The 17668-nt window shown below is 62.4% G+C and carries 16 protein-coding genes; 3 read left to right on the forward strand and 13 right to left on the reverse strand.

Going from position 1 to position 17668, the window contains the following annotated elements:
- Window positions 1–12: 12 nt before the first annotated feature.
- The 3 genes from NUW12_09795 to NUW12_09805 are packed head-to-tail and all read right to left on the reverse strand — an operon-like array spanning window position 13 to window position 1110.
- The gene (locus NUW12_09795) at window positions 13–585 is read right to left on the reverse strand and encodes a manganese catalase family protein (GenBank protein MCR4403050.1); all 573 of its coding nucleotides are present in this window, start codon (window positions 583–585) and stop codon (window positions 13–15) included.
- A gap of 19 nt (window positions 586–604) precedes the next feature.
- Window positions 605–865: a spore coat protein CotJB gene (locus NUW12_09800; protein ID MCR4403051.1), complete on the reverse strand. Its 261-nt coding sequence runs from the start codon at window positions 863–865 to the stop codon at window positions 605–607.
- A 47-nt stretch (window positions 866–912) separates the two neighbouring features.
- Window positions 913–1110, reverse strand: coding sequence for a spore coat associated protein CotJA (locus tag NUW12_09805; GenBank protein ID MCR4403052.1), 198 nt, complete (start codon window positions 1108–1110; stop codon window positions 913–915).
- Window positions 1111–1400: 290 nt separating this feature from the next.
- Between NUW12_09805 and NUW12_09810 the strand changes: the two genes are divergently transcribed.
- Both NUW12_09810 and NUW12_09815 read left to right on the forward strand, forming a co-directional pair.
- Window positions 1401–1925, forward strand: a complete 525-nt coding sequence (locus NUW12_09810) for a hypothetical protein (GenBank protein MCR4403053.1) — start codon at window positions 1401–1403, stop codon at window positions 1923–1925.
- Window positions 1913–2368: a PaaI family thioesterase gene (locus NUW12_09815; GenBank protein ID MCR4403054.1), complete on the forward strand. Its 456-nt coding sequence runs from the start codon at window positions 1913–1915 to the stop codon at window positions 2366–2368. Before NUW12_09810 ends, NUW12_09815 begins: the two co-directional genes overlap by 13 nt.
- Here NUW12_09815 and NUW12_09820 read toward each other — a convergent pair.
- Together NUW12_09820 and NUW12_09825 are read right to left on the reverse strand one after the other, a co-directional pair.
- Window positions 2336–3232 carry a tRNA 2-thiocytidine biosynthesis protein TtcA gene (locus NUW12_09820; protein ID MCR4403055.1) on the reverse strand — a complete coding sequence of 299 codons (897 nt, stop codon included), beginning with the start codon at window positions 3230–3232 and terminating at the stop codon, window positions 2336–2338. The genes NUW12_09815 and NUW12_09820 overlap by 33 nt on opposite strands.
- A gap of 157 nt (window positions 3233–3389) precedes the next feature.
- Window positions 3390–4772 carry a tryptophanase gene (locus NUW12_09825; protein MCR4403056.1) on the reverse strand — a complete coding sequence of 461 codons (1383 nt, stop codon included), beginning with the start codon at window positions 4770–4772 and terminating at the stop codon, window positions 3390–3392.
- Between the two features lie 408 nt (window positions 4773–5180).
- Between NUW12_09825 and NUW12_09830 the strand changes: the two genes are divergently transcribed.
- Window positions 5181–7352, forward strand: a complete 2172-nt coding sequence (locus NUW12_09830; protein ID MCR4403057.1) for a hypothetical protein — start codon at window positions 5181–5183, stop codon at window positions 7350–7352.
- A gap of 50 nt (window positions 7353–7402) precedes the next feature.
- On the opposite strand, the gene ruvB is transcribed toward NUW12_09830, so the two are convergent.
- The 8 genes from ruvB to NUW12_09870 all read right to left on the reverse strand — a co-directional run bounded on the left by ruvB (window position 7403) and on the right by NUW12_09870 (window position 17163).
- A complete protein-coding gene (ruvB, locus tag NUW12_09835) occupies window positions 7403–8428 on the reverse strand; it encodes a Holliday junction branch migration DNA helicase RuvB (protein ID MCR4403058.1) in 1026 nt (341 codons plus the stop codon).
- 63 nt (window positions 8429–8491) lie between these two features.
- Complete coding sequence (locus NUW12_09840) at window positions 8492–9337, reverse strand: Holliday junction branch migration protein RuvA (protein ID MCR4403059.1); 846 nt, start codon at window positions 9335–9337, stop codon at window positions 8492–8494.
- Window positions 9334–9894 (reverse strand): crossover junction endodeoxyribonuclease RuvC, encoded by a 561-nt coding sequence (ruvC, locus tag NUW12_09845; GenBank protein ID MCR4403060.1) that lies wholly within the window; start codon window positions 9892–9894, stop codon window positions 9334–9336. Before ruvC ends, NUW12_09840 begins: the two co-directional genes overlap by 4 nt.
- Window positions 9895–9997: 103 nt before the next feature.
- Window positions 9998–12511, reverse strand: a complete 2514-nt coding sequence (locus NUW12_09850) for a glycosyl transferase (GenBank protein MCR4403061.1) — start codon at window positions 12509–12511, stop codon at window positions 9998–10000.
- A gap of 109 nt (window positions 12512–12620) precedes the next feature.
- On the reverse strand, window positions 12621–13886 hold the full coding sequence (locus NUW12_09855) for an extracellular solute-binding protein (protein ID MCR4403062.1): 1266 nt from the start codon (window positions 13884–13886) through the stop codon (window positions 12621–12623).
- Between the two features lie 296 nt (window positions 13887–14182).
- The gene (locus NUW12_09860) at window positions 14183–15097 is read right to left on the reverse strand and encodes a carbohydrate ABC transporter permease (GenBank protein MCR4403063.1); all 915 of its coding nucleotides are present in this window, start codon (window positions 15095–15097) and stop codon (window positions 14183–14185) included.
- A gap of 7 nt (window positions 15098–15104) precedes the next feature.
- Complete coding sequence (locus tag NUW12_09865; protein ID MCR4403064.1) at window positions 15105–16064, reverse strand: sugar ABC transporter permease; 960 nt, start codon at window positions 16062–16064, stop codon at window positions 15105–15107.
- Window positions 16065–16143: 79 nt separating this feature from the next.
- Window positions 16144–17163: a LacI family transcriptional regulator gene (locus NUW12_09870; protein ID MCR4403065.1), complete on the reverse strand. Its 1020-nt coding sequence runs from the start codon at window positions 17161–17163 to the stop codon at window positions 16144–16146.
- Between the last annotated feature and the right edge of the window lie 505 nt (window positions 17164–17668).

Raw genomic sequence — 17668 nt, forward strand, 5'->3', positions numbered from 1 at the left:
GCTGAGTTATTCCTAGAAGACCTTCTTCGAATTCATCCAGTCGTGCACGAGGTTCAGTGTCTCCCCGAACCTCTGGAAGTGCACGACCTCACGTTCTCTCAAGAAACGCAGGGCATCCGTGACGTCGGGATCATCCGAGAGCTGAATGAGATACTCGTAGGTCGCTCTCGCCTTCTGCTCGGCTGCCAGGTCCTCGTGCAGGTCCGCGATGGGGTCGCCCTTGGACTGTATGTAGGCCGCAACCCACGGTGCTCCTGAAGCGTTGACGAAGTACAGGGCCTTGTCGTGGTCGGCGTAGTAGTCGTCGAGGCCGGCAGCTTTGATCTGCTGTATGGTCGCGTCCTTGATGAGGTTGTACACGAGGGCGGCCACGATCTCCATGTGAGCCAGCTCTTCGGTACCGATGTCCGTGAGCGTCGCCTTGGCTTGGGGTATGGGCATGGTGTAGCGCTGAGTCAGGTAGCGCAGGGACGCGGCGAGTTCGCCGTCGGGTCCTCCATACTGGGTGATGATCTCCTTGGCCAGCCTCGGGTTGGTGTACGATACCCTGATGGGATACTCGAGCTTCTTCTCATATATCCACATGGGCCGTCATTCCCTCCTGTTACCTGTTAAAGGTGATCTCCCACGGCCACGGATCCTCCACCCAGCGCCACGTGCCCTGGCTCGTGCTCTGCCCGAAGTTCAGGAGAGGTCCGTAGCGCGACTCGTACGCCGCTTTCGCCCTCGCGAGCTCCTGGGCCACGGCGTTGTAGTCGGCAAGGGCACGCGTTTCATCCGGATGAGTGTCCAGGAAGAGGTTGAGCTCTATGGCCGCGAACTCCAGCTCCATGATACGTAGGAGCTCTCGACGTCTTTGGTCCATCTGCCATCCCTCCGTCTGCGGGTTCGTCAAGCCCGCCTCAGTGGTCGTCATGGCCGCATCCCCGGTTGATAAGGCCGGTATAGCTCGGGGAAGATGGTCCCTTTCATCAGACCCTCGGCGGGACTCCAGGTGCGCGAGTACGTTTGAGGAACGACGTACGCCCGGGCGAGCTCGCCGAAGTAGCCCGCCGTCTCCCCTTGCGGAGGGTTAGTCGTATTCGAGGTGTTCGGATCTCTGTCCGACATTCGTTACTCCTCCTCGCGTCCATCGTCGTGATCGTGGGGCCGTGCCGCGAAGAGCGCCATCCGGGTTCCTCAGCTACGGCATGGCTCCCGTGACATTGTATGCCTGTGGGACTAGAAGGGTGCCGCCAGGAAGGGACGCGGCTGAACGCACTTGACCGCGCTTTGCGGCTGGAGACCGGCACGGCCAGGGGCTGTGGGGACCGAGGTTCACATGAGGCAATCCAGGAGTTGACACTGGCGGAAGGATGTGATAGTATGGGAATGCGAACACCTGTTCGGGGGTGATAATCGTGAGCGGTCCGTCTCTTCGGGCGTCGCTCGAGGCGAAGAAACCCAAACTGGGTGATGTCCCGCGCACTCTGAGGGTGCTCATTCACATGTCCGGTGCGAATGCCCTCATGCCTGCGATGGCGCGATTCGTGCTCACGAGCGCCAGCGGCGCGCCATTCGCCGAGGTGAGGCTCGACTGGGAGGGCGCGGCCAGTGACGATGAGGCCGCACTCAGAGCCATCCTAGAGGCGCTCAGAATGGCCAAGAGGTATCGGGCGCAGTGTGTCGTAGTCTACATCGACAACGAGTTCGCAGCCTCCATCGCATCGGGGGAAGCGAAGGCTCCTCCCGCCCTCGTGGGGTTGGCTCTGCAAATAAGGGCTCTGGCCCATGCGTACAGGGCTGTCACGGTGCGAACCGGGATGCCGCTCGTGGCTCCGGTGCTGCCTCACTTGGGGGGACACGCGTGGCCGGATGACGAGGAAGGATACGCGCACGGCCGGTCAGGAGGGTCAGAGAGAGAGGCCAGGCAATGGATTTCGTAGACGATGGAAAGTGCTTCGCGTGTGGGCGCGAGAACCCGCTCGGGTTGAAGCTCGACTTTCGACCCGACGGCGAAGGGCGCGCCGTAGCTACATTCGTTCCGAGAGAGGAGTTCCAGGGCTTCTCGGGCGTTCTCCATGGGGGAATCATCTGCACTCTGCTGGATGAAGCCATGGCGTGGGCGCTCATACTCCAGGGAAAGATCGCGGTCACCGTCAGTCTGGAGGTGAGATTCAGACGACCCGTCCGCGTGGGGGCACAAGTCACGGTGAGGGGACAGATCGTGAGAGGCGGCCCAAAGAGGTACGCTCTCAGGTCTGAGATAATAGACAGCGCGGGAGACCTCGCGGCCGAAGCGCACGGCACGTTCCTGGTCGTGTCGAGCGTGCCCCGCATGCCGAGCGAGGAAGGGTCATCCACGCGCCGGAGGGTCGACGCGACGTAGTTTCCCGAAGATGGCCTTGTGACGGTCGCGCATTTCCTGATCGGTGGCCACGGGAGGCCATAGGTCCTTGATGGCGTCGGAGTGGATGGCCTTAAAGAGGTTGTCGTACACGATCGGGTTCTCCCGGGTGAGCTCTCGAATGAGCCTCTTCACCTTGGCTCTGTGGCTCGCTCCCTCCATAGGACACGCGTTCGGCGGCACATCGTACCCGATTCGACGGATGGTGCCCGCAACTTCACGTTCCCTGAAGTATACGAGCGGTCGAATGACAGTGATGCCTGTTCTATCAAGAAAGGTGACCGGGCGAAAAGTGTGGATCTGCCCCGAGTACAAGATGCTCATGAGGAGCGTCTCCACCACGTCATCGCGATGGTGGGCAAGCGCGACCTTGTTGAACCCGTTCTCCAGGGCGAGGTTGTTCAGGGCGCCCCGGCGCAGATGAGAGCAGATGGCGCAAGGGTTCTCCTTGTGCGAGGCACCGAAGGCCACTTTGGCAATGTTCGTGGCTCTCTTGAGGTAAGGCACACCCAACTTCCCGGCGAACTCGGCCAACCGTTCGGACGCCTCAACCTCCTCTTGCTGGCCGTATCCCATGTCGACATGGCCGGCCGCTAGGGCGAACTCAATAGGCGAGTACTCTCGGATTGCGGCAAGCGCATAGAGCAGGAACGCGCTGTCCTTGCCACCGGAGAAACCCACGAGGATTCTATCGCCTTCGGATATCATCTGAAACTCGACGATTGCGCGCCAGATGCGGCGCGTGTGAGAGCGCGAGAGCGCAAGGCTCCGCGCGCACTGCCGTCCCTGGTCCTCATGGGCAAGCGAGTGATCCTCATCTCCCAGACCGGCTCTATCGTCTTTCATCCCCGTGAACCTCCCGCACCCCGTGCGATCAGTCGCGCGCTCGCGCGCACCTCCGTGTCCTCGCCGGCTGTCTTGGCGCGAGCCCGGGCATGTGGGCGGGTCCATGCCGTGTAGCACGCACTCAGACTACTCCGGTCAGCTCTCTGATCAGCACTCTTCAGAGCGGCTCGAATCGAGCGGTGAAGTGTCTCAGCACCGGCGCTTCGTACACCAGCCTCATCCCGCGTATCTCATGCTTCCGCTTCCCAATGGCCGAAAGGGCGCGCGCCACGACGTCCATGTGCCTGTCGGTGTACACGCGCCTGGGAACGGCGAGCCGTACCAGCTCGAGTCGGGGGAAGATCTGCTCACCTGTCTTCTCGTCGGTGCGGCCGAAGGCTGCAGCGCCGAGCTCCACCGCTCTCACGCCCGCCTCGAGGTAAAGCTGGGCGACGATGGCCTGGGCCGGAAACGCGCTTTGGGGAAGGTGGGGCAAGAACCTCTTGGCGTCCACGTATACGCCGTGGCCTCCCGTGGGCTCGATTATGGGGATCCCTTCCTCAACGAGGCGGTCTCCCAGGTACGCCACCTGGCCAACGCGATCCTCGAGATACGCTTCGTCGAGCACCTCGCGCAGTCCTCTCGCTATGGCCTCCAGGTCCCTGCCCGCGAGCCCTCCGTACGTCAGGAAACCCTCGTACACTATGCCCCACTGACCTGCCTTGCGATAGAGGTCCTCGTCGTTCGTGGCGAACAGCCCTCCGATGTTCGCGAGAGCGTCCTTCTTCGCGCTCATGGTCATGCCGTCCCCGTACGAGAACATTTCCCGGGAAATCTCCGCGATTGTCTTGTGAGAGTAGCCTTCCTCGCGCTCCTTGATGAAGTACGCGTTCTCCGCGAATCGCGCGGCGTCGAAAAAGACCTTGATCCCATGTTCTCGCGCTATCCCGCTCACTTCTCGGATGTTGGCCATCGAGACAGGCTGGCCGCCGTTGCCGTTGCAAGTGACCGTTATGTTGATGAAGGGGATGCGATCTTTGCCGTGCAGCCGGATCTCTTCCTTCAGACGCTCCGTGTCTATGTTGCCTTTGAAAGGATGGCGCGTCGCAGTCTCGTAACCCTCCCTTATCACGAGGTTCACCGGCTCGCCGCCCTTCAGACGGATGTGGCCCTCGGTCGTGTCGAAGTGCATGTTACCGAGCACACGATCCCCCGGCTTCACAAGCATCGTCGTGAGGATGTTCTCGGCGCCGCGCCCTTGGTGAGTCGGAAGCACGAACTTGAATCCGAATATCTCCCGCACCGTGTCCTGAAGGTGGAAGAAATTCCTGCTGCCGGCGTACGCCTCGTCGCCCATCATGAGGCCCGCCCACTGGTTGTCGCTCATGGCGGAAGTGCCGCTGTCCGTGAGGAGGTCGATGTACACCTCCCGAGAAGGGATGTTGAAGACGTTGTACCCGGCCTCGCGGAGCACCTCCTCCCGCCTCGCTCGAGACGTGAGCGTGATGGGCTCCACCACCTTTATGCGGAACGGTTCGGCGTACTCAGATCTCTTTCGCACGTCGTCTCCTCCCTTGCGCGTCCTCTTTTCCCCTGCTTTCCTGTTATTCTGCTGCACCTTCGTTCTTCTACTCCGCGCTGGCCGTCTCCTGCCTGTGACAAGTGTTCGTTAGGAGCATGTCCCTCCGATGGGCGTCGGAAGCGCCCATGGTCAGCCCCGGGGGGCGACGTCTGGCGAAGGAGCCTACCAGGTCCGGCGTCCGCTGCGTTTCGTGTCGCGGGCCGCTGGTTTTGGGCTGCGACTGCACCTGTGGTATAATCTGGGCAAGGAGGTGCGAGGCGAAGCGCCCCACGGCCCACGAGGGCGGGCGCGACAAAGGGTGCACGAAAGGAGAGCGCGCGATCGAGGATATTTGGTCTGTGGGCTTGAGTGAAATGCTGCGGGAGGAGGGCGATCGGGTTGAGCCGAGTGGCGTGCGTGCAGTTCGCCGCGAGGCGGCGCGAATCTCTTGACGAATTCACGGACCGCGTAGGCGCCCTCGTTGCGCGTGCCGCGCATCTTGGGGCGGACATGGTGGTCTTCCCCGCCCACACAGGCCTGGCTTATCTTGCGGCGGCCCATCCGAAGGCAAACCTCTTTCTGGGCCCGGGCTTCGGCGCCGCGGTCGTGAGGTTATTCGCATCCTCACGAGACAGCGGCCCCGAGGCTGATTTCCTCCGGGTCTTCTCGAGGCTCGCCTCTCACCACCACGTGTTCCTGGCCCCCGGCACCTTCCCGGTGCCCGCGACCGGCGGTGTTCGGAATGTGGCCCACCTTCTGTCGGATCAGGGAGTCCTCATCGGCGTTCAGGCGCAGACTCACCTCTCCCGAGACGAGCGGGCTAGCGGGTTCGTAAGGTCCGAGGACCTCGAGGTGTTCGAGACCCCCATCGGGACGGTGGGCTTTGCAATCTGTGAAGACGCCTGGTACCCGGAGGTCGCGCGGATTCTGGCGCTCCTGGGGGCAAAGGTACTGCTTGCGCCGGTTGCCGTCCCCGCGCCTTACACCGAGTGGCATCAGGTGCGCGGCATGTGGCAAAACGTCCAGCAGAACCAGGTTTTCGGAGTAGAGGCGTGTCTCGTGGGCCTCGCGGGCGGCGTGGAGTTCGAGGGCAGGTCCGCCGTCTACGCGACGTGCGAGATGACCGAGGAAGACACGGGCGTGCTGGCCCGAGCGACTCGGACAACCGCCGAGAGCGTCATCGTCGCGGACCTCTCGTTTGCATCGATGAGGGACGCCATCGAGCTCTTCCCGGTTTTCCGTCATTTCAACGTGGACTTCTACCGCACCTGGCTCCCGCGACTTTACCGGGCGACGCCTTGCGGTGTCCCACGCTCCGCGCGCTCCGACGAGGAGCCGTCCAGCGGGCTGTTGGCCGGGGCAAGACACGGGCGGCACGCGGAACAGGCGCGGCTCAGCGGTAACGCCGGGTGCCGCTCGCGTCGAGCGGCGGCCGCGGCCGAGCGCCTCGGAGCGATCGACTCGGTACGCGTCTTGGCGCTCAGGGCGTTCCTGCGATGGGCGTCCCGTCCGTCGGTGGTCCGCGGCTACCTATCGAAGAAGCGCATCGCGTCGACGGGGTCGGGCGCGGGGCTCTCATCCGCTCGCGGAGGGAGCGATTCGCGGGGGGCAGCGCCCGGCACGGAGCGCGTCCCCAAAGTCTCCAAGGTCCGTGTCGCCGCTGTACAGATGCGCCTAGAACTCACCAGGGATGCAAAGGCTTACGCGGAGAAGATATACGGGCTCACGAAGGAGGCCGTGGATCAGGGTGCCGAGCTCGTGGTGTTCCCGGAGGGCTCGGGGGCACCGCTCCTCGGCCTCGTGCCGGGCGTGGAGAAGCTTGCATCGAAAGGGCTGGCCGCGGCGGCGGTCGAGACGGCCGGAACCGACGTGCTAGTCGCAGAGCTCTTCCGGGTCATCTCCCCTGCGGTGAAGCGGATTTACGAGACGACCTTCTCCACACTCGCCAGGGACTTTCAGGTGTACATCATCACGGGAAGCGCGTTCCTGGAAGACGACGACGGCAAAATGCGCATCATCGGTTACCTTTTCGGCCCGGCCGGGGAACTCATCGCACGCCAACGAAAGCTGCACCTCGTGCCAATGGAGGCTGCATGGGGGTTCGAGCCAGGCTCCGACCTGGAGGTGCTCGACACCCCGCTCGGGCGGCTCGCCTTTCCTATATGCATGGACGCCACATACTTCGAGACCTTCCGGATAGCCAGACAGCGAGGCGTGGATATCGTGGCCGTCCCGTCCGCCAACAACGAGGAATTCCTGTTCTGGCGCGTCATGCGCGGAATCTGGCCGAGGGTTCAGGAAAGCCAGGTGCTCGGGGTATCGGCCGCCGCGGTCGGGAACATCCTGGGAATGCCCTTCACCGGGATGAGCGGGCTGCTGGCGCCCCTGGAGATGACTTCTTCCGGAGACGGGTGGCTCGCGCGCGCATCTTCGTCAGAAGATGAGGAGGTAGTGGTCGGAGACTTGGACCTGGACGCGCTGCGCCGCTTCCGAGACGAGAACGCCCTGGACTTCAACGTCCCGCTGTACGAGAAACATCTGCCGGACGCTTACGATCGCGTTCGCCTCACCGCGACATGACACGGAAGCATGACACGGTAGCGAGGGAGGTTCGGATGCGTTGCGCCGTGTCAGAACAAGGCCGGTAGACCCTTCTGCACCTTGGGCGCGACGCCCAGATGCCGGAAGGCGTGCTCCGTGGCGCGCCGCCCGCTCGCCGTGCGGACCACGAACCCTATCTTCAGAAGAAACGGCTCCACCATGTCGACGAGGGTGTCCTGCTCCTCGTTGAGCGTGGCGGCGAGGGCCTCGATGCCGACCGGGCCGCCTCCGTAGAACTCTATGATGGCCTTGAGGTATTTTCTGTCGAGGTTATCGAGCCCCGCGTCGTCTATGCCCTCCATCGCCAAGGATGCCGCAACCACGTCTCCTGTGATGATCCCTTCCGCCTTGACCTGGGCGTAATCGCGCACTCTCTTGAGGAGCCTGTTCGCGATCCTGGGAGTGCCGCGCGACCGACGCGCTATCTCCGCCCTCGCCTCGTCCTCCACGGAAACCTTCAGTATGGACGCGGACCTGAAGAGGATCTCGGCAAGTTCCTCCGGGGGATAGAAGTCCAGGTGGTGGAATATGCCGAACCGCTCGCGGAGAGGCGCTGAGAGAAGCCCGGCCCGCGTGGTCGCGCCTACGAGCGTGAAATGTTTGAGAGGAACCTTGATGGTCTTCGCAAAGGCCCCCTTGTCTACGACGAAGTCTATCTGGAAGTCTTCCATGGCGGAGTAAATGAACTCCTCGACGACCTTCGGCAGCCTGTGGATTTCATCGATGAAGAGCACGTCTCCGTCCTCGAGGTTCGTGAGGATACCCATGAGGTCACCGGGTCGCTCCACGGCTGGCCCCGACGTGGATATTATGTTCGACTTCATCTCGTTCGCGATTATGTGCGCGAGAGTGGTCTTGCCGAGGCCGGGAGGACCGTAGAGGAGAACGTGGTCCAAGGCCTCCTTACGCTTCCTCGCCGCCTCCACGGCTATGGCGAGGTTCGCCACCACCTGTTTCTGCCCCGTGAACTCTGCGAGCACCGACGGGCGAAGGCTTCGCTGGAAGGTCTCTTCCTCCCGCTGTTCCTCTGCGCTGACTAACCTCACTCGGGTCATCGTCTCGCCCCCATACATGAGTCCGCGCTTCGACCTCGCGGCAACGCGGTCGCTGCCGTCGCTTTAGCCTTCGCTGTCGCCGCGACTCCTGCTAACGGCGTTGGCCCCGCCTCTCATTCCGCTCCGGCCGCCACTACGACCGCTTCGCCTGGAGCCGATACCGCCGGATCCGCCGCCACCGGAGATGCCGTCACCGGAACTGCCATCACTGGAGCTGCCGCTTGGGGAACTGCCGCTTGCGCCACCGCCGCGTCCCGCTCCCCGCTGCGCTGACCTGTATATCTCTTGTATGACGTCTTCCGCGCTCCTTATATCGGAGCGCTTGGCCATGGTGTGGCGGATCATGTCCTCGGCTTCTTGCCGTTTGTAGCCGAGCTGCAGCAGCACCTCGAGGGCCTCGGCCGCCACTTCGTCCACCGGCTCGGCCTGAACCGGGGTCTCCGTCCTCGCCTTGCGCTCGCCATCGACTTCGACGCCCAGGGCGAAGCGGGCCACCTTCCCCTTGAGCTCTGCTACGATCTTGGCGGCCTTTTGTTTGCCTATGCCCGGGAGCGAACTCAGGGTCGCGATGTCTTGGTTCTCGATGGCGCGCGCGATCCTGGGCGCCGGGATAACGAGAGCCTTGAGCGCCGCTCGGGGCCCGATGCCCCCGACCGTGATGAAATGCTCGAAGAACTCCTTGTCGAGCTCGCTCAGGAACCCCACCAGCACCGGGACGGTGTTCCCGACGCCGCCCGGAGAGCCCTGGATGTAGAACACCGTCTCGAGTCTGATCTCCTCTTCGCGCCTGAGCGCAAGCTCCCGAACCGTGGAGGGGGACACCAGCACATCGTAGAAGAGGCCGCCTACCTGTATGCTCACGCGGTCCTCCTGGACGCGCACGAGTCTGCCGACGATCGCGGAGATCAAACGAACCCCTCCAACCGGGACCCCTTCGTCATAGTGTGAGTCAAGAAGTTGTAGTGACACAGCGCGAGAGCGAGCGCATCGGCAACGTGATCCGGCTCTGGAACCTCATCCAGGCCGAGCGTCACCTGAACCATCCTTTGGATCTGCTCCTTGCTTGCGGTGCCTCTGCCGGCAAGGGCCTTCTTCACCCTCGCTGGGGGGTAAGAGACGACCTCTATTCCCCTGCTGCCCGCGGCGAGAAGGATCACGCCGCGCGCGTGGCCCATGAGCACGGCGGTCCTGGGATGGCGGTAGCTCGTGTAAAGGTCTTCAACTACGACGGCGGTGGGATGGTGCTCCGACATGAGCGCCAGCACGCCTTCGAATATCTCTCTGAGGCGCACCTCAACGGGGTGGGACGAGGTCGTTCGAACTAGTCCGGCCTCGACCAAGCGCACGCGGCTGCCGGACACATCGACGACACCGTATCCGGTATCGACAAGCCCCGGGTCTATTCCGATTATCGTCGAGCTCGTGAGACCGACCCGCTGCGCGGAGCAGCCAGCATCGCGTGGCACGGCAAGCGCCTCCCGTCCACCCGATTATACCATCCGCACACACGGCTGGGCAACTGGTGTTCGGGCAAACGCTCGAAGGGCTGCGGGACCCGCCCAGGCCAGCTCAAGACCTTGAGGTCCTGCCCATCACCACTCTCACGGAGTGTTCCTTTCTCTGGGAATGCTTCTTGGGTGCTCCTGCCACAAGTCCCATCGCGGAGGTGGGGATGAACCCCATTAACTCCCCCGGCGCTCGGTACGCGGCAGTGAAGGCCCCGCGCCCGGCCTTCGCGGGCACCGGCTCGAGCTCCCGGCCGTCAAGCTCGATCCACGCGACCCCGCGGCTTACACGGTCGGGATTCTCGACACGGATGACGTAGGTGTGGCCTCGGAAAATGCGTCTTGCGGCAAATCCCGGCCACTCCCGAGGGATACACGGGTCTATGGCAAGCCCGTCATACTCCGGCCGTATCCCGAGGATCCACTGCGAGGCCGCGACGAACATCCATGACGCCGTACCTGTAAGCCAAGAGTTCTTGGCCTCTCCGAACCTCGGGCAGTCGGGGCCGGCTATCATCTGAGCGTACACGTATGGTTCAGCCCTGTGGATCTCCGATATGCGCTCACGGGCGGTAGGAAGCAGTCTGGAGTAGTAAGAATAGGCTCTGTCTCCCCTCCCCAATACGCACTCGGCTATTATGGCCCACGTATTCGGATGACAGAATATGCCTGCGTTCTCCTTGACTCCCGGGGGATAACACGTGCACGCGCCGATGGCTTCGGAAAAACGCGTGAACGCCGGTTGCTGCAGGACGATGCCGTGCGGCGTGGCGAGGTGGGTCCAGACCGAGTCCATGGCGGCGATCCCTCTTTCCCGGGGCGCTACCCCGCTCATCACTGCCCACGGTTGCGCCTCGAGGAAGATCCGTCCCTCGGAGTTTCGTGATGAGCCGACGGGCAAGCCCGAGTCGTCGAACGCCCTGATGTACCATTCGCCGTCCCACGCGTACGCGTTCACGGCAGCCGTCATCTCGCGTGCAGCCTTCGAGTACGCCTCGGCCTCCTCGTCGTCGCCCTTCAGGCGCGCGATCTCCGCCATCTCGAGCGCCGCCCGCACAAAGAGCTCGGCGATGAGCACGGACTCAGCCACCCGCCCGTCGTGCCGTGTGTTCCAGTTCAGGTTCAGGCAGTCGTTCCAGTCGGCTTCGCCGATAAGGGGTAGCCCATGAGGCCCGAGGTTAGCTAGGATGTATGACATGCACCGGCGGAGGTGCTCTTCCAGGGGAACCGGACGGGAGTCATCCGCGAACGGAGCCTCCACCGACAGGACGTCGAGGTCTCCGGTCTCTTTCACGTATTGGGCGGTGGCGATGACGAGCCACATGGGGTCGTCGTTGAATCCGCTGCCGATGTCGTTGTTGCCCTGCTTGGTCAAAGGCGAATACTGATGATATGTGTTGCCCGGCGTGAACTGAATGGAGGCGAGTTCGCGAAGGCGCGTCTTGGCGGCGCTCGGAACTTGGTGGATGGTGCCCAGGATGTCCTGGCTCCCGTCGCGGAAGCCAATGCCCCTGCTGATGCCGGACTCATAGTATGACGCGGATCGCGCGAGCTTTAGCGTGGTCAAGCACTGGTACTGGTTCCACACGTTGATCTCCCGCGCCATGTCCGAATCGGGAGTCTCAGCACGGAATCCAGCTAGGAGAATGTCCCAGTGCCGCGCGAGCTCTTCCCGGGCGGCAGCCACTGCACTGGGATCGAGGTACCGCGACATGACGGCGCGGGCTCCGGCCTTGTTCGCACGGCCGTCAGCGGTGAACTTTTCCTCAGGCTTGTTCCATGCGAGTCCCAGGACGAACAGCAAGGTCTTCCGCTCTCCCGGGGCGAGAGACACCCTCACGCAGTGCGACCCGACGGGCGCCCAACCGTGCGCCAGGGAGCCCGAGGCCCGCCCTTCCACGACGGCCTTCGGAGCGGAGAGCGTGCCGTACGGGCCGAGAAAGGCCTCGCGGTCCGTGTCGAAGCCCACGACATCGCCGCTGGTCGCGAAGAAAGCGAAGTGGTCCCTTCTCTCGCGGTACTCCGTGGTGTGATATATGACCCCGTCTTCGACTTCGACCTCACCGATGTTGAGGTTCCTCTGGAAGTTTGTCTGGTCGTCCAGGGCGTCCCACAAGCAGAACTCAACGAAGGAGAAGAGGGTGATGTCTTCGCGCCGCTCATTGCGGTTCTCTATGACAACCTGCCACACCTCGAGGGGTTCGTCGACCGGTACGAAGTAGGTGACGTCAACGGCGAGCCCACGGCGCGATGAGCTGATCGAAGTGTACCCGAGGCCGTGTCTGCACTCGTAGGAATCAAGCGGCTTTCGCACCGGTTGCCAGGTGGGAGACCAAAAGTCCCCGTCCGAGTGGCGGATGAAGACGTATCTGCCGCCTTCGTCGGTTGGAACGTTGTTGTACCGATAGCGCAAGACGCGCCTGAGCCTCGCGTCCGAGTAAAAGCTGTAGCCTCCCCCTGTATTCGAGACCAGCGCGACATAGTCGCGCGGTCCAAGGTAGTTTATCCACGGAGAGGGCGTGTCCGGGCGCTCGATCACGTACTCGCGTCTTTCGTCGTCAAAGCGTCCATACCTCATGCCGCGCGGTCCCCCCTTGGCTTCCATGACATGCTCAAGCCTTCATTGGCGGCGGGGACGCCTCGAAGGCATCCCCGCCATCGTCTCTCCCGGGCTTCGATGGGAGGGCCTATCTCTCTCGCTGGAGAGCCTCGTCGACCTTCCTCGCGGCGGCGTCGAGGTACACCTTTACGTCCTCCGCTTTGTACTTGCCGACGATGTAGTCGCTGAGGATCTTCTTGAACTCCGCGACGATAGCGTTCTCGATGTCACCCCACACGGCCAGCGGCGGATAGGCAGTGGCGTATCCCAGAGCGGTCCTGAATGTCTTCCACACCCCCGTGGAGTAGTAGGGATCGTCGTACGCCGCGATTGTCGCCGGAAGCATGTGGGAGAGGTTCTGAGTGTAGTCGACCATCCTGGCTTTCTCGAGGAGGAACTTTATCCATGCCTTGGCGGCGTCCTTGTTCTTGCTGGCCTTGAACACAACGAGGTTGCTTCCACCGGAGAAGGCCGCCCTGCCCTTGGAACCCTTGGGTGGCTCCACAATGCCGTAGTTCAGGCTCGGGTTCTCATGCTCGATGTTGGCGATGTTCCAGGGGCCCATGAAGCACATGGCGACGTTACCGTTTATGAAGGCCGCGTCAGCCTGCGGCTGGTTGTACTCGGCGCACGACTTGTCCGCAAGCCCCGTCTCCACGAGGCTCAAGTACCATCTCATGGCCTGGACGCCGGCCTCACTATTGAAGATCGCCTTCTTGGTGGAAACGTTTACGAGATCCCCGCCGTTCGCCCAAAGGACGATCGCCCAGTTGTGGATGAGATCCCAGGCGTTCGTCCCCGCCATCGCGAAAGCCTTGCCTTGGCCCAACGCCTTCGTGATGGCCTTGCCGACCGTAATGACCTCGTCATACGTCTGCGGAGGGTTCACCTTCGCAGCAGCAAACATGTCCTTGTTGTAGAACAGGCACCGTGTCTCGGCGAACCAGGGCACGCCGTAATGGCGCCCTTTGTACGTCGTGGAGTCGAGGTTGGCCTTCATGAACGCGGACGCGCCTCCGAACTCCGCGATGTCGATCTCCTCCAGCCCACCTGTCGCCGCGAATTGAGGGTTCCATGTCGTCCCCACCTGCGAGACGTCCGCTCCCTCGCCTGTGGCTATCGCGGCTGCGATGCGCGACCACGCATCGCCCCATCCTACGATCTCCCATTTGACTTTCACACCCGTCTTGGCCTCGAACTCCTGCGCCGCCTTGTCAAGCCACACTGTGTGCGTCTCGTCGGGAGCGTTGGGCATGACCCAGAACGTTATCTCCCTGGTCGCCGCTGACGCCGTCGCCACGCTTGCCATGGCGACTAGGACAGCGCAAACGAGAACCCACCTTCTGAGTGTCATCTAAGTTCGCCTCCCTTGAGGGTGAGTCATGGTTACCGTGGAACTCGGGCAACTAGACAACCCGCAAACCTCCGTCGACCTCACTCGAACCGTGGTCCGTGCCGAGCCTGCGCAAGCCCCGTGTTTCGAAAGCCTTGCTAATCCCGCGGGACGCGCATCACCCAAACGACGCGCGAGCCCTCTCGCCCCACCCCCCTTCCGTGTCTTGATCGCAACAGCTTTGTCAGCTCCGCTGCCCGCTCGTCCGGGTCGCTCTGCTTGTCGTCGCTGCTGTGCTCGTCGCGATCCTGTTGCCTTCACCCCTTTACAGAGCCCGACACAAGGCCTTCCACGATGTGCCTTTGAATCAGCGTAAACAACACGAGCACTGGTATGGTCACGATGATGCACGCTGCCATCATGCCCGCCCACCGGGCTTCCTGGTTGGTGATGTATTCGAGGATTCCCACGGCCACGGTTTTCGTGGCCCGCCCCGTGAGGAGCGAAGCGAACAGGATCTCGTTCCAGCTCATGATGAACGCGTATATTCCGACGGCTGCGATGCCCGGCCGCGCGATCGGGAGTATCACCCGGAAGAGAGCCCCGACCGGAGTGCATCCGTCTATTTGAGCCTGTTCATCGATCTCTCTGGGTATGGTTGCGAAGAAGCTCCGGAGCATCAAGACGCTGAAGGGAAGGGCGAACGAGGAATAGGTGAGGATGAGCCCCTGGTAGGTGTTCTTGAGCTGGATCCCGGTCCACTTGTTCACATAGACGAACAGGATGAAATACGGGATGAGAAAGAGTATGCCCGGAAACATCTGCGTCACGAGGAGCGACAACACGTACGGCCCCTTCGCCCGGAATTCGAAACGGGCGAGCGCGTATCCCGCGAGGACGCTGAGAGCCAGGCAGAGCAGCATTGTGCCCAGGGATACTATGATGCTGTTTCTGAAGTAGTCGAGGATCCTCACTGTCCGGTTGACGTTCCGGTAGTTGTCAAGGGTAAACGTGCGAGGCACCCAGCGTGGTGCGAGGTTCGGATCGGTGATGTCCGCAGACTGTATCTCCAAGCTGGTCTTGAAAGACCCGGAAACCATCCAAAGGTACGGGATGAGCACGACCACCAGAACGAGAAGGACCGCAGCATACAGCGCCACCCGTTCGGCTGCCCGGATCGCCCTCACCCGCGGTGAACTCAAGCTCGGATACGCTTTCCTCTGGCGGTTCATCGTCGCATCAGTCCTCCACCGACGTGCCGGGTTTGAGAGTCCTCAGATAGATGACAGCCACCACCGTCATCATCAGAACCAGCACCACTGACATAGCCGCCCCCAAGCCGTACCTAAGGTTGTCAAAGGCCTGCCTAACGACGAAGGTAGAGGGGACTTCGGCGTATACGCCCGGGTCATCCCCAAGCATGACCTTGAACTGGTTGTATGCATTGAAGTTCCAGAGGATGTTTAGTAGGATCAGCGTCTTGGTGACAGGCAGGATATGCGGCCACATAACGTAGCGAAAGCGCTGCCATCGGTTCGCGCCGTCTATGGCTGCACATTCCAGGAGTTCACGGGGCACAGATTGCAGGCCGGCGAGGAGCAGCAGGCTCGCGAACGGCCAACCTTTCCATATGCTGGCTACCATCACGGCAAACATGGTCCTCGTGCCCACGAGCCACACGAGGGGCTCTTTGATGATGCCGAGCGACATCAAGAAGCCGTTCACGATGCCGACCCTCGCCTGGAATATGAAGCGCCACACGCTGTACGCAACGGAGTCCGGCATGATGTACGGCAAGAGCACCAGGCCACGGACGAGGGTCCGCCCGAAGAAGCGTTGGTTCAGGAGAAGGGCGACCGCGAGCCCGATCACGTACCCGAGGGTGATTGTGACCACGCCGTAATAGGTCACATTCCCCACGGATCTCAAGAACAGGAGGCCGTCCGGGTCGGCGAAATCGAGTGCCTTCACGTAGTTGGCCAGCCCCGTGAACGGTGCCGCGCGCCAGTTGGCGATGGTATAGATGTCAAGGTCTCGGAAGCTGATGAATATCCCCCAGATTATCGGGATGACGTGAACGAAGATGGTGCCGACAAGCGCGGGCGCGATGAGCAGGTAAGGCAAGGTCCGTTTCCCGGCGACCAGCCTGGACGCCTTCCCCGTCGCTGCCGTCACACGCGAACGAACCGGCGCTTCCATCTTCTTTCCCCCTTTGCCCGCCCAGGGATGGGCGTGGCGTGTCCATCGATGTCATTCCGCTGGCCAAAAAACCTCTGACTCACGCCGGGACCAACATCGTCGGCTTGAGCACTACCCCGGGAATGTCACGCCTCTCGGAGATCACGGACGCCAGCATGTCAGCGGCAAGCCGACCCTGCTCGTAAAGGGGTGCCTGTATGCCGCCCAGCGACGGCTCCACGGCCCTCGTGGAGGGGAGACAGTCGCCGGCTAGGAGCAGGAAGCCGTTCTGCGTGCCGGATGCGGGCACGAGGCCCCTCTCTCGGAGAGCGCGGAGCGCGCCGAGGGCCATCGGGTCGCTGCTGCAGATGATGGCGGAGACGCGCGCGCTCTGCTCTTGGTCGAGGAGGCGAAGCGCCGCCCAGTACCCGCCGGCGACCGTGTAGTCCCCCTCACGCACGAGATACTCGTCGAACGGAATGCCCGCTTGTTCCAGTGCCGCTCTGTAACCTTCAGCGATGCTTCTCTTGTTGGGCATGAGGAAGTTGCTCGGCTCCTTGATGAGCCCTATCCGCGTATGGCCCAGCGAGATGGCGTATCGGGTGGCCGCCATGCCACCGGCCACCGCGTCGATCTCCACGAAGTTGTGGGTTTGCTCCGGAAAGCAGTAACCCAACGAAACAAAGTGAAATCCCTTCTCCGAGAGCTCTTTCACTATGCTGTCGGCCCCGAGCATCCCATAAAGGATGGCGCCGTCGACATTGCGGCGCTTGGTCAAGCGCACCACTTCCCGAAGAGCGTCGTCTCTCTTCGTGGGCACCGAAAGCACCATGTCGTAGCCTCTCTCGTTGAGGAGATCGAGAGCACCCTTGATTTGCTCCATCATGCCCGGATCGTGGAACACGAAATCCGAGCCGAAAGGAACCACGAATCCGATGGCGCCCGACCGTTTCCGCCTGAGGCTCCGCGCCGCGGAGTTCGGATGGAAGTCCAAGGCCGCCATGACTTCTAGCACGCGCGAGCGCGTCTCCTCCCTGACCAACTGGCTCCTGTTGAGCACACGCGAGACCGTCTTCACCGAAACGTTTGCCTTCTTGGCGACATCGTAAATGGTTGCCATGCCCGACGCTCCTACCGCACGTTCCTACCGCAGGGTTATCGCTCTTGCAAGAGTGCTATGTCTATCGGTGTCATTATATGCGTTCAACGCTTGTGTTGAAATTCCTTCTTATTGAGGAGATATTTCTCGCGGACTACCGCCGAGCCGCCGAGCTTCGTGTCTATTGATGTCAGTCTGCTAGGACCCCCAGTCTGCTAGTACTAGGGACGATATGGGGCCGATGTAGGGCTACTGGGTCGATGCCGGCCGGCGCCGACCGCCGCGGTGTGCCGGCGGGCACACCTCCTGCCTCCCCTTCCGGCTCGCGGTGAAGCACGCGGCGAAGCACGTACACGCGGAGCATGGAAAGGTGGGGCGACCCTCTTCGCTCGCCTTCCGGAGGGGGCGAGGACCCGTGGGGAGTGGGAGGCCGCCCACTGGAGGCCGGACGCAAGAGAGGATCGCGCTCGCACCCGCAAGTGGGGGACGGCAATACGGGGATGGAAATAAAAAAGCCTTCCGGCAG

The organism is Bacillota bacterium, assembly GCA_024653485.1.
Taxonomy (GTDB): domain Bacteria; phylum Bacillota; class SHA-98; order UBA4971; family UBA4971; genus UBA6256.

Bases quoted from the DNA above. Each gene is read 5' to 3' on its own strand.
- NUW12_09795 (MCR4403050.1), bottom strand. From the start codon at position 585: ATGTGGATATATGAGAAGAAGCTCGAGTATCCCATCAGGGTATCGTAC.
- NUW12_09805 (MCR4403052.1), bottom strand. From the start codon at position 1,110: ATGTCGGACAGAGATCCGAACACCTCGAATACGACTAACCCTCCGCAA.
- ruvB (MCR4403058.1), bottom strand. From the start codon at position 8,428: ATGACCCGAGTGAGGTTAGTCAGCGCAGAGGAACAGCGGGAGGAAGAG.
- NUW12_09815 (MCR4403054.1), top strand. From the start codon at position 1,913: ATGGATTTCGTAGACGATGGAAAGTGCTTCGCGTGTGGGCGCGAGAAC.
- NUW12_09850 (MCR4403061.1), bottom strand. From the start codon at position 12,511: ATGAGGTATGGACGCTTTGACGACGAAAGACGCGAGTACGTGATCGAG.
- NUW12_09800 (MCR4403051.1), bottom strand. From the start codon at position 865: ATGGACCAAAGACGTCGAGAGCTCCTACGTATCATGGAGCTGGAGTTC.
- NUW12_09820 (MCR4403055.1), bottom strand. From the start codon at position 3,232: ATGAAAGACGATAGAGCCGGTCTGGGAGATGAGGATCACTCGCTTGCC.
- NUW12_09860 (MCR4403063.1), bottom strand. From the start codon at position 15,097: ATGAACCGCCAGAGGAAAGCGTATCCGAGCTTGAGTTCACCGCGGGTG.
- NUW12_09865 (MCR4403064.1), bottom strand. From the start codon at position 16,064: ATGGAAGCGCCGGTTCGTTCGCGTGTGACGGCAGCGACGGGGAAGGCG.
- NUW12_09855 (MCR4403062.1), bottom strand. From the start codon at position 13,886: ATGACACTCAGAAGGTGGGTTCTCGTTTGCGCTGTCCTAGTCGCCATG.
- NUW12_09870 (MCR4403065.1), bottom strand. From the start codon at position 17,163: ATGGCAACCATTTACGATGTCGCCAAGAAGGCAAACGTTTCGGTGAAG.